Genomic DNA, 12,605 nt, shown 5'->3' on the forward strand with positions numbered 1-12,605 from the left:
ATGAGTAACTATTCAAGCTATGTGAGTCAGGCGAAAGGCAAAAGGCGCAAGACGAAAGGTTTTTTCGCCTTTTGCTTTCTGCCCTGTGCCTTCGTTGCTATCACCGTATTAACTGGCTGTACGGCTATTGATACCTTGGGTGAATCTATTTCCGGCATTACCGATTACTTTAGCGGCGGTGAAGATAATACGGCACCTCCGAGTCTCCTGGTGGAGTACGCCCCTGAAATTCAGATCGATGTCATCTGGAAGGAATCGGTGGGGGTAGGTGCTGACGAGCAATCGTTAAAATTGATACCCGTCATCGGCAGCGGAAAAATACTGGCGGCGGATCGTGAGGGCGTGGTGCAAGCCAGAAGCCTGACGACCGGTGATTTGCTTTGGGAGACTGAAACCGAGGTGCCTTTTTCCGGTGGACCGGGGCTGGGCGAAGGCACCGTGATTTTGGGCTCCAGCGATGCCGAAGTCGTTGCCTTAAATATTGAAACCGGAGCGGTATTGTGGCAAGTCGCAGTATCCAGCGAAGTGCTTTCGGTGCCGGTTATCGCCAATCATATTGTTATAGTGCGCACCACGGATGGCGCGGTGATCGCTCTTGATGAAAAGGCCGGCGGCAAGCTGTGGAGTTATGAGCACGCCGTACCTGCATTAAGTGTACGCGGAACCGGATCGCCGTTGATTGTTGAAGATAAGGTAATCGGCGGTTACGACAGCGGAAAACTCATGGCTTTGCGCCTGATTGACGGCAAATATGCGTGGGAAACCAGCATTGCCATTCCCAAGGGGCGGTCTGAGATTGAACGGCTGGTTGATCTGGATGTCGATCCTATCGCCATTAACGGGGTGATTTACGTTGCCAGTTATCAGGGCGGCATAGCCGCTATTTCGGAAGTCGATGGCGATGTGCTGTGGCGCAATGAAAGCATTTCGTCGCATTCCGGTTTGAGTAACGACTATCGGTACTTGTACCTGGCAGATTCCCAAAGTCATGTCATGCAACTGGATCAGCGTAGCGGTGCATCCTTGTGGAAACAAAAGGATTTACATCAAAGAAGATTAACCGCTCCCGCCGTCTATGAAAATTATGTGGTAGTGGGCGATCTTGAAGGTTATGTGCATTGGTTGTCCAGTGCCGATGGCAGGCAACTAGGTCGCGTACAAGTGACCGACGGCCCAATTGATGCCCAGCCAATCGTGGTAGATAATACTATTTATGTTTATGCAAAAGACGGCACCCTGGCCGCTTTAAAAGTCCGATAAAAAAATACCAATTTTATACTGGAACGCGGATGATACGGATTTAAACGGATAAAAAAGGCGAAGGGCAAAGGGCGAAAAAACCATCTTTCGCCCTTTGCCTTTCGCATTGTTCCTCTGTGTTATTTCTATTTTATCTGTGTTTATCCTATTCATCTGCGTCATCCACGTTCAATTTTTTAACTTTTGAGTTGATATGTTACCTGTAATAGCCCTAGTAGGGCGACCCAATGTGGGCAAGTCCACATTATTTAATTATTTAACGCGCAGCCGCGATGCTCTGGTTGCGGATTTTTCAGGATTAACCCGGGATCGGCAATACGGTCGGGTAAAGCTGGGCGATCGTCCCTGCCTAGTCGTCGATACCGGCGGTATAGCCGATGACGCCGAAGGCATAGAAAGCTTTGCCAGAAAACAGGTGCAGGTCGCGCTGGAAGAGGCGGACATCGTATTCTTTATGGTTGACGCACGAGAAGGCCTGAGCGCTTCCGACAAGGTCATTGCCGATACCCTGAGAAAGCTGCAAAAGCCGATTATATTGGTCACCAACAAGGTTGACGGCCTTGATGCCAGTCTCGCTAGCACCGATTTTTATTCGCTGGCGTTGGGCGAACCGGTACAAATCGCCGCCTCCCACGGCAGAGGCATACCTGAATTGCTGCAAAAAGTTAACGAACTGTTGCCGCCGGACGCTAGTGACGAGGAAGAGCAACATGGGGGAATCGGCATCGCTGTGGTCGGAAGACCCAATGTCGGCAAATCAACCCTGGTCAATCGCCTGTTGGGCGAAGAACGGGTTATCGTCTATGATGAACCGGGCACGACGCGCGACAGTATCTACATCCCTTTTGAGCGCAATGGCAAGCTGTTCACCTTGGTCGATACCGCCGGAATGCGCAGAAGATCCAAAATATCCGAGACTATTGAAAAATTCAGCGTCATTAAATCGCTGCAGGCGATTGAAAAATCCAATGTCGTCATCTACCTGATTGATGCCCAAGAAGGTATCACCGATCAGGACGCGCATTTATTAGGTCTGGTATTGGAAGCCGGAAGAGCCTTGATTATCGGCCTGAACAAATGGGACGGCATCACTGCCGAGCAAAAAGTTACCATTAACCGGCAACTCGATATCAAACTGTCTTTTCTTGAGTTTGCGGAAAAACACCCGATTTCTGCGTTGCATGGCAGTGGTGTCGGCAAAATGTTTGATGTCGTGCAGCAATTGTATGCAGCGGCAATGCTCGATATGTCTACGCCGGTGTTGACCCGAATCTTAAAAGAAGCGACAACCGCGCATCAACCGCCGATAGTGAATACGCGGCGTATTAAGCTCAAATACGCCCATCAGGGCGGCAGAAATCCGCCTGTTGTGGTGATTCATGGCGTACAAACCGATGTCCTGCCCGAGTCTTACAAACGCTATTTAATGAACTACTACCGTGACAAAATGAGTTTGGTCGGCACGCCGATACGCTTAGTGTTCAAATCGCCGGTTAATCCCTTTCACGGGCAAAAGAGAAAAATGACCGAATGGCAGGTAAAGAAGCGTGAGCGCTTGATGAAGCGGGCAAAAAGCAAGAAGAAGGATTAAAATGCAAGGCAAAGGGTGAGGGCTGTGTTTTTTGCCTTTCGTCCTTTGCCTGTTATCAGTTTGCACGTAAAACCCCTTCCTTCAGGTGGGGGGTAAGCTTGCCCTTGACTTTAAGGTTATATAACTGATGTTACGCACCCACCCTTCAAAAAGCGTATTATTTCGGGATGGAAAAAATAAAACTAGAATTATACACAGACTACCTGATCTGCAATAACGGGTTTGCGACGGCGACCGGATTGTCGGCAATGATGGAAGGGGATATAAGCCATGACCAGATGACGCGTTTTCTGGCATCGAAAGCATTTACCTCCAAAGACCTGTGGGGGCAAGTTAAAGCGACAGTACGCCAGATAGAACAGGAAGATGGTTGCCTGATATTTGACGATACCATTCAGGAGAAGGCCTGGACGGATGAGAACGAAATCATGTGCTGGCACTTTGATCACTGCAAAGGGCGTTCGGTCAAAGGAATCAATTTGCTGAACGCCCTATACTATAGTGGGGAAGTTTCAATTCCCGTCGCCTTTGAAGTGGTGCGCAAGCCTTACCAGTTCAGTGATGTGAAGACCCGCAAGGTCAAGCGGACCAGTGAGTTCACCAAAAATGAGCTGATGCGGGAGATGATAGCGACCAGTGTGGCGAATGCCATCAAGTTCCGCTATGTGTTGACAGACAGTTGGTTTGCCAGCAAGGAAAACTTTGAGTTCATCCTGAAAAAAGACAAGCACTTCATCAGCGCCCTAAAGGATAACCGCTTGGTGGCTTTAACAGAAGACGACAAGAAAGAAGGCCGTTTTGTACGGATCAGTCAGCTGGAATTGGCGGATCAGCAGGCGGTGCGCGGTTGGATGAAAGGTTTTCCTCATGAGGTGCTTTTCGTCCGCCGGGTCTTTACAAACAAAGACGGCAGCATCGGCCTATTGAATCTGGTATGCAGTGATTTAGCGTGCAATGGCGAACAAGCCGCCACGATCTACCAAAAACGGTGGAAAGTTGAGGAGTTCCACAAGTCATTAAAATCCAATGCGGGGTTGGCAAAGTCACCAACCCGTACGGTCACTACCCAGAACAACCATGTCTTCATGTCGATCTATGCGGTGTTCAAGCTGGAATGTCTGAAGATAAAACACAAGGCCAATCATTTTGCGCTAAGAACTAAGCTGTTTATCAAAGCGAACCAGATAGCTTATGAAGAGTTGCAAAAATTACTGGCTGCGTAACATCAGTTATATAATTTACTGCAGAGACATGATAGCAGCCACTAAAATACGCCTTTATCCAGACACCAAGCAAGCTGAAAAACTGGCTAAAGCGTTCGGTTGTGCGCGGTGGTTGTGGAATAACAGTCTCAACGAAAGCCAGAAAACTTACCAAGAGACGGGTAAAGGCTTGGGGCATTTTGCTTTGAACAATAGGTTACCCGCACTCAAACAAACGGTTGACTGGCTGGGTGAAACCCATAGCCAAGTCTTGCAAGCTGTCTGCTTGAACCTGTCCCGCGCCTTCGTGAACTTCTTTGAGCGTCGTGCAGCGTACCCAACTTTCAAGTCCAAGCACGACAAGCAAACCATCCAATACCCGCAAGGCGTGAGGATCGTCGAGGGTAGAAAAATTTTCCTGCCCAAGATCGGCCACGTCAAAGCCGTTGTGCATCGTGAAATTGTTGGAACAATAAAAACGGTCACCCTCAGTAAAACGCCAACGGGAAAATACTTTGCCTCTATCCTGACTGAAAACGGACTGGATGCACGGCCGATTTCTTTCGACGGCAACATAGTGGGCATTGATATCGGCTTGACGCATCTCGCTATTACCAGTGACGGTTCTAAGTTCGATAATCCGAAGCATGTAGCCAAAGCACAAAAGAACCTGAAACGGAAGCAGCAAAAGCTTTCGCTCAAGGTAAAAGGCAGCAACACCCGGAAAAAAGCGCGATTGCTGGTAGCAAAAGCGCATGAGCGGGTAGCAAACGCCCGCAAAGACTATCTGCATAAACTTTCCCGTCGGCTGGTGAACGAAAACCAAGTGATCGCCGTCGAGGATTTGCATGTCAATGGTATGATGAGGAATCATTGTTTGGCTAAAGCCATCGGTGATGCAGGTTGGGGAGTATTCACCACGATGCTCAAATACAAGGCTGAACAAGCAGGCAAGGGATACATAGAAGTCAATCGCTTCTTTCCGAGCTCTAAAGCTTGCTCGTGTTGCCTGCATGTTCAATCCTCAATGCCTTTGGCTATCCACTCATGGCGGTGTGATCAGTGCGGTTCCCTGCATGACAGGGATATAAACGCCGCCCAGAACATTCGCAATGAAGCGCAACGAATGATAGCGGCGGGAATCGCCGGTACTGCTAACCGAGGCACTGTTAGCCAAGTCAGGGGACGTAACTCCTTTGTTCTTGCTCGTGCCGTTGACGTTAGAAGCCCCGTCCTTTAGGTCGGGGTAATTCACTAAGGTATTAAACCAAGACTATAGGAAATCACCATGACTACCATTACATTTCAAGGTAAACCGCTAAATACATCCGCAGAATTACCTGCGGTAGGCAGCGATGCACCCGCATTCTCTCTGACCAGTCGCGAGTTAGTCGATGTCACCTTGGCAAGCTATGCCGGGAAAAGAAAAGTACTGAATATTGTCCCCAGTCTGGACACGCCAACTTGCGCCGCATCAACGCGTAAATTCAACCAGAAAGCCTCGCATCTGGACAACACTGTGGTGTTAGCCGTTTCTGCCGACCTGCCTTTTGCCCAAAGCCGTTTTTGCGAATCGGAAGGCTTAACAGACGTTATCCCGCTGTCTACCTTCCGCTCCAGTTTCGCCGATGATTACGGCGTAACTATTGTTGATACCTTCCTTCGCGGTTTGACCGCCCGTGCCATCGTCATTATCGATGAGCATGACAAGGTGATATACACGCAATTGGTGGGTGAAATCGCTAACGAACCTGATTATGAAAGCGCATTGGCGGTGTTGTAAAACGGATTTTCGCTTGGCCACGCGGAACCTGTTCAGTTGTCCTGCCCAAGTTGTATTAATCAACCGTCCATTGCACTAGGCCGCTGTATGACGTGGCAATAACAATCAAGCCAAAGGCTATGCGGTACCAGGCGAAAACAATGAAGTCATGATGACTGATATAGCGCAATAACGCCTTGATGGCCAATAGCGCACTGAGGAATGCGGTGATCAGGCCAGCGATAAAATAGGGTGCGTCGACTGCCAAGTCTAATAAATCGCGATGTTTATACAAATCATAAATACTGGCCGCAATCAGCGTGGGAATCGCTAAAAAAAACGAAAATTCAGTTGCGGCTTTGCGCGATAGGCCGAATAACAAACCGCCGATGATGGTTGAGCCGGATCGTGACGCTCCCGGAATCAGAGCGACAGCCTGCGCGATGCCGAGTTTTAATGCATCCAGTGGGCTCAAATCTTCGATTTCGTGAATGCGGATTTTATGTTCCCTTTTCTCTGCCCAGATAATCACGAAAGCGCCGACAATAAACGCCAGAGCCACCGGAATGGGCTTGAACAATACGGCTTTAATGTATTTTCCGAACAATAAGCCCAGGATCGCTAACGGCATGAATGCAATCATCAGGTTAACGACGAATTTTCGCGCCTGCGTCGAGTTGGGCAGGCCTCTGATAACTTCGGCGATTTTGGCGCGATATTCCCAGCACACTGCCAGGATGGCGCCGACCTGAATAACAATTGAAAACAACTTGCCCTTGTCATCATTAAAATCCAGCAAGTCGCCAACCAGGATTAAATGTCCGGTACTGGAAATCGGTAGAAATTCGGTCAGGCCTTCAACAATGCCCAGAATAATAGCTTTAAGCGTTAATATTAAGTCCATGATTTATTAGTAAGATGAGTGATGGGGGGTGAAGAATTCGTCTGCCCTGATCGTAGGGTAACTTGGTCTATGATAAACCGTCATGTCGTAAAAAAACAAACATCCGGCCTGCGAAACTCAAATGGGTCGTCTTGTTTCAATATCGAAATGACTAAAACGGGTGCATTGTCCCCTCTGCATTGTTTATACTGTGCGCAATAAATAGAGCGTTTCTGGCCTTATTTTTACTATTTCAGTAAAATGCCGTGTTACTTTACGTTCTTGCGCCCTTTAGGTAAAACTAACTCACAATTTTTAATCCATGCATACCCGTCGTAACAGGATCAATCAATGACCAACAGTTTAATCTCAAAAATCACCGGACAGAATGACATCGATCCAGCAGAAACCAGGGAGTGGGTTGAAGCGTTGCAAGCCGTGTTGGAACACGACGGCAGCGAACGTGTACACTTCCTGATTGAGCGGTTGGTTGAGGTTACTCGACATGCGGGCTTCGATATTCCTTTCAGCGCCAATACCGCCTATATCAATACGATTCCTGTTGCACAACAGGCGCAGTTTCCCGGCGACGTTAATATAGAACACAAAATTCGCGCTTATGTGCGCTGGAATGCGATGATGATGGTGTTAAGGGCGAATAAGCACACCAACGTTGGTGGGCATATTGCCAGTTTTGCATCGGCAGCTACTCTATATGACGTAGGTTACAATCATTTCTGGCATGCGCCTTCAGATCAACATGGCGGTGATTTAATTTTTACTCAAGGTCACTTAACGCCGGGCGATTATGCCCGTGCGTTTCTGCTGGGGCGATTATCGCTGGAACAGATGGATAACTTTCGCCAGGAAGTGAACGGCAACGGTTTGCCGTCTTATCCTCATCCCTGGCTGATGCCGGATTTCTGGCAATTTCCCACGGTTTCTATGGGTCTTGGCCCGATTATGGCTATTTATCAGGCACGATTTATGCGCTATTTGCAGGATCGGGGTTTTGCCGATACTTCAGAGCGTAAGGTTTGGAGCTTTCTGGGTGACGGAGAAACTGATGAGCCGGAATCATTAGGCGCCATCGGTATGGCTGGACGGGAAAAGCTGGATAATCTTATTTTTGTGATCAACTGCAATCTGCAACGTCTGGATGGACCGGTGCGCGGTAATGGCAAGATTATTCAAGAACTGGAAAGCGAGTTTCGCGGCGCCGGTTGGAATGTCATCAAACTGGTTTGGGGGCAGCGCTGGGATGCCTTGCTGGCACGCGATAAAGACGGGTTGCTGGCGGCGCGAATGATGTCCTGTGTCGATGGCGATTATCAAACCTTTAAGGCTAAAGACGGTGCCTACGTGCGTGAACATTTCTTTAATACTCCGGAATTAAAAGCCATGGTTTCCGACTGGTCGGATCGTGATATCTATGAGCTTAATCGCGGCGGACATGATCCGGTTAAAGTTTTTGCCGCTTTCCATACGGCGGTAAACCATAAAGGCCAGCCTACAGTCATTCTGGCTAAAACCATTAAAGGTTATGGCATGGGCGAATCGGGAGAAGCTCAAAATATCTCTCATCAACAGAAAAAAATGAGCCCCAGTTCGTTAAGCAACTTCCGGAGCCGTTATGCGTTGCCGGTGACTGACGAAGAGCTGCACGAGTTGCCTTATCTGAGCTTTGCCGAAGGTTCAAAAGAACTGGCCTACATGAAGAAACGCCGCAACGAACTGGGCGGTCATTTGCCCGCCAGAAGGGTGAAATCTTATGCCTTGGATGTGCCGGTATTGAGCGATTTCAAGCCATTGCTGGAAGCCAGCGGTGAAGGTCGTGAAACTTCTACGACCATGGCTTTCGTGCGTCTGCTTAATATTCTGACTAAAGATAAAAATATCGGCAAACGCGTCGTGCCGATTGTTCCTGACGAATCCAGAACGTTTGGCATGGAAGGCATGTTCCGGCAGTTGGGCATCTGGTCGCAGGTCGGTCAGTTGTATACTCCGCAAGATGCCGATCAGCTGATGTTCTACAAGGAAGACAAACACGGACAGGTCTTGCAGGAAGGTATCAATGAAGCGGGCGGTTTGTGCGACTGGATTGCGGCGGGTACTTCGTATTCGACCCATAACGTGCCGATGATTCCGTTCTTTATTTATTATTCGATGTTCGGCTTTCAGCGAGTCGGCGATTTAATCTGGGCGGCCGCCGACCAACGCACCCGCGGTTTTTTAATGGGTGGCACCGCAGGCAGAACCACGCTGAACGGCGAAGGTCTGCAACATGAAGACGGACACAGTCATTTGATGGCGGCAACCGTACCCAACTGCGTGTCTTACGATCCGACTTATGCCTATGAAGTAGCGGTGATTATCCAAGACGGTTTACGACGCATGTATGTCGATCAGGAAGATGTTTTTTATTACATCACCGTGATGAACGAAAATTACGCCCATCCTGCGATGCCTAAAGGCGTGGAATTGGACATACTCAAAGGTATGTATAGCTTTAAGAAAGGGGCTAATGCCGTGGCTGTTCCCGACAGCTCTGCGGCATACACTCCATCCTTGGAGATAAAGAAAGCCCCTAGAGTTCAATTGCTGGGCTCAGGCACGATTTTCCGCGAAGTCGAAGCGGCGGCTGAATTATTAAGTAATGATTGGGGCGTTGACGCCGATTTATGGAGCTGCACCAGCTTTACCGAACTGGCCAGAAACGGCCAATCCTGTGAGCGCTGGAATCGCCTCCATCCCACTGAAACGCCTAAGCAATCTCATGTCGCGAGTTGTCTAGCCAGTGCGCAAGGCCCGGTGATCGCCGCTAGCGACTACACCCGCGCCTTTGCCGAACAGATTCGCAGCCTTATTTCCGCGCCTTATACCGTGCTGGGCACCGATGGTTTCGGCCGTTCCGATACCCGCGAAAACCTGCGCCGGTTTTTTGAGGTAGACCGTTACCACGTCACCATTGCGGCACTAAAAAGCTTGGTAGACCTGGGGCAGTTCGATGCCGCTAAGGTGGATGTGGCTATTGCCAAGTACGGCATAAACCCTGATGTAACATCTCCCTGGCTAATTTAACGGAAGGAATTGAACATGGCTGCTCTAATTGAAATTAAGGTTCCTGATGTCGGCAATGTCGCTGATATTGATGTCGTCGACGTATTGGTTAAGCCCGGTGACACGGTAAAGCTGGAACAAATCCTGGCGATACTTGAAACCGACAAGGCCAGCATGGATTTACCGGCCAGTGCAGCCGGTATTGTGCAGGAGGTTTTCATCAAATCCGGCGATAAAGTCTCCGAAGGGACGCTGGTGGTGACGCTATTGCCAAGTACCGAAGCAGTGACTCCGAGCGTAGTCGAAGAAGAGGTTAGTATTGCGCCACAGGAACAACCGGTACAGCAAGCAGTTGCAGCTGCAGTTTCACCGGTTGAAGCTGTCGTTGTTAAGCCTGAATCCTTGGCTGGCATGGATGCGGCAAGAGCGGCTCATGCTACACCGGCGGTTCGGCTTTTTGCCCGCGAATTGGGCGTCGATATACAAAAAATAACGGCCGGCAGCGGCCGCAAAGGACGCATCTTAAAAGACGATGTGAAAAATTTCGTCAAGAAGGCCATGACCGAAGCTGTCGTACAAAACGGCAGTGGAATTCCTGTAATGCCGAGTATCGACTTTTCCAAATTTGGCGAGATAGAAGAACAAAAGCTGAGTAAAATTAAACGGCTAACTGGACAGAATTTGAATCGCGTGTGGCTGAATCTGCCTATGGTCACCTACCACGACGAAGCGGATATTACCGAAATGGAAGCATTCCGCATTGCGCTGAATGCCGAAAAATCCAAGGATGACATTAAAATCACTGGCCTGCTATTTATCATCAAGGCGCTGGTAGCTGCTATGGAACAGTTTCCGCAATTTAACGCATCATTGTCTGCCGATGGCGAAAAACTGATATTCAAGAAATATTTAAATATCGGTATCGCGGTCGATACGCCCAACGGTTTAGTGGTTCCGGTGTTACGCGATGTCAACCGTAAAGGCATCAACGAATTGTCCGCCGAATTGGCTGAGAAAAGTAATAAAGCCCGATTGGGTAAGCTGATGCCTGCCGATATGCAAGGCGGGTGCATCACTATTTCCAGTCTTGGCAGTATCGGCGGCACCGCTTTTACGCCTATCGTCAATGCTCCGGAAGTGGCGATACTCGGCGTTACCCGCGCCAAAATGCAACCGGTCTGGAATGGCAAGGAATTTTTGCCGCGTCTGCTGTTGCCGCTCGACCTGACTTACGATCATCGCGTGATTGATGGAGCGGAAGGCGCGCGTTTCATGGCTGCCGTCAAACAGTATTTGGGCGATATTCGCCGCTTATTACTTTAAGTTTTTAATCAGGGGAATAATATGGATGCTAATCCAGCGGTTAATGAGTCGGTGCTGCATGCTGAAGTTCTGGTATTGGGCGGCGGTCCTGGCGGTTACACGGCAGCATTTCGCGCTGCCGATTTAGGCAAGCAAGTGGTGTTGATTGAGCGCTATTCGGTTCTTGGCGGCGTGTGTCTTAATGTCGGCTGCATTCCGTCTAAAGCGCTGTTGCATACAGCACAGGTCATTCATGAAGCGGATGAATTTGAGCAACACGGCGTCATTTTTGGCAAGCCAACGCTCGATATAGATAAGATTCGCTCATGGAAACAAAGCGTTAGCGCAGGCTTGAATGACGGGCTTGCCCGTTTGGTAAAACAGCGCAAAATAATGTTAATTCAAGGTACAGGGCGTTTTACTTCATCGAATACAGTCGAAGTGCAAACCGAAACGGGGGTAACTACCGTCAGTTTCGAGCAGGCGGTTATTGCTGCAGGATCGCATCCCACTAAAATACCCAGTTTTCCGCATGACGATCCGCGTTTATGGGATTCGACCGACGCACTGGAATTAACAGAGATTCCGAAAAAACTGTTGATCGTCGGCGGCGGCATTATCGGTTTGGAAATGGCTACGGTTTATCATGCGCTCGGTTCCGAAATCAGCGTAGTCGAACTGATGGATCAGATCATTCCCGGTTGCGATAACGATTTGGTGACGCCGCTGTATCGGCGCATTAAAAAGCAGTACAAAAACATCTGGCTGAGTACACGGGTCAACTCGATTGAAGCCGACAACGAAGGCTTGAAAGTCACATTCGGCCGTGCCGACTCCCAGCCGACTGACGGCATACCCACCATCCCTGGCGATAACGGTAAAGGCGCACCGGAATCAGAATTGTTCGATGCGGTTTTAGTCGCTGTAGGACGTAGACCTAACGGTAAGCTGATCGGTGCGGAGTTGGCAGGGGTTAATGTCGATGAACTCGGTTTCATCGCAGCCGACAAGCAGCAGCGTACCAATGTCCCGCATATCTTTGCGATAGGCGATATCGTCGGTAATCCGATGCTGGCTCACAAAGCGGTACATGAAGGCAAGGTAGCCGCCGAGGTGGCTGCCGGACATAAGGCCGGTTTTGATGCTTTAACCATTCCTTCTGTTGCCTATACCGATCCCGAAATAGCATGGATGGGGCTGACTGAAAACCAGGCCAAGCAACAGGGCATAGACTATGACAAAGCGGCTTTTCCGTGGGCGGCCAGCGGACGCTCATTGAGTATTGGCCGCAAAGAAGGCTTGACCAAAATACTTTGCGACAAACAGACCGGCAGGATACTCGGCGCAGGCATGGTCGGCACCAATGCCGGTGAATTAATTGCCGAGGCGGTACTGGCGCTGGAAATGGGTGCTGATGCAGAAGATATCGGTTTGACTATTCATCCGCATCCGACGCTGTCAGAGACCTTTGGTTTTGCCGCTGAAATGATCACCGGCTCAATTACCGATCTTTATATAAAAAAATAGTACTCAAACGCTATTCAT

General features: G+C 49.3%; 9 protein-coding genes. 8 read left to right on the plus strand and 1 reads right to left on the minus strand.

Annotation, left to right across the window (positions count from 1 at the left end; translation table 11 throughout):
* From bamB to tpx, 5 genes are all read left to right on the plus strand, one after another.
* A complete protein-coding gene (gene bamB, locus ABXJ76_RS04420; protein WP_432744492.1) occupies positions 1-1,260 on the plus strand; it encodes an outer membrane protein assembly factor BamB in 1,260 nt (419 codons plus the stop codon).
* Between the two features lie 193 nt (positions 1,261-1,453).
* Positions 1,454-2,851 (plus strand): ribosome biogenesis GTPase Der, encoded by a 1,398-nt coding sequence (gene der / locus ABXJ76_RS04425; protein ID WP_432744495.1) that lies wholly within the window; start codon positions 1,454-1,456, stop codon positions 2,849-2,851.
* A 167-nt stretch (positions 2,852-3,018) separates the two neighbouring features.
* The gene (locus ABXJ76_RS04430; RefSeq protein WP_432744497.1) at positions 3,019-4,074 is read left to right on the plus strand and encodes an IS701 family transposase; all 1,056 of its coding nucleotides are present in this window, start codon (positions 3,019-3,021) and stop codon (positions 4,072-4,074) included.
* A 28-nt stretch (positions 4,075-4,102) separates the two neighbouring features.
* Positions 4,103-5,293: an RNA-guided endonuclease InsQ/TnpB family protein gene (locus ABXJ76_RS04435; RefSeq protein WP_432744499.1), complete on the plus strand. Its 1,191-nt coding sequence runs from the start codon at positions 4,103-4,105 to the stop codon at positions 5,291-5,293.
* 48 nt (positions 5,294-5,341) lie between these two features.
* Entirely contained in the window at positions 5,342-5,836 is a 495-nt protein-coding gene (gene tpx, locus ABXJ76_RS04440) for a thiol peroxidase (RefSeq protein ID WP_432744501.1), read from the plus strand.
* Positions 5,837-5,891: 55 nt separating this feature from the next.
* Here tpx and ABXJ76_RS04445 read toward each other — a convergent pair whose 3' ends face one another.
* Positions 5,892-6,719, minus strand: coding sequence for an undecaprenyl-diphosphate phosphatase (locus ABXJ76_RS04445; RefSeq protein WP_432744503.1), 828 nt, complete (start codon positions 6,717-6,719; stop codon positions 5,892-5,894).
* A 330-nt stretch (positions 6,720-7,049) separates the two neighbouring features.
* Between ABXJ76_RS04445 and aceE the strand changes: the two genes are divergently transcribed.
* From aceE to lpdA, 3 genes are read left to right on the plus strand one after another with little or no spacing between them, the layout of a single operon-like run.
* Positions 7,050-9,779, plus strand: a complete 2,730-nt coding sequence (aceE, locus tag ABXJ76_RS04450; RefSeq protein WP_432744505.1) for a pyruvate dehydrogenase (acetyl-transferring), homodimeric type — start codon at positions 7,050-7,052, stop codon at positions 9,777-9,779.
* Positions 9,780-9,794: 15 nt separating this feature from the next.
* Entirely contained in the window at positions 9,795-11,081 is a 1,287-nt protein-coding gene (aceF, locus tag ABXJ76_RS04455) for a dihydrolipoyllysine-residue acetyltransferase (protein WP_432744508.1), read from the plus strand.
* Between the two features lie 21 nt (positions 11,082-11,102).
* On the plus strand, positions 11,103-12,587 hold the full coding sequence (lpdA, locus tag ABXJ76_RS04460) for a dihydrolipoyl dehydrogenase (protein WP_432744510.1): 1,485 nt from the start codon (positions 11,103-11,105) through the stop codon (positions 12,585-12,587).
* Positions 12,588-12,605 lie beyond the last annotated feature (18 nt).

Source organism: Methylobacter arcticus (assembly GCF_050917435.1).
GTDB classification, from domain to species: domain Bacteria; phylum Pseudomonadota; class Gammaproteobacteria; order Methylococcales; family Methylomonadaceae; genus Methylobacter_A; species Methylobacter_A titanis.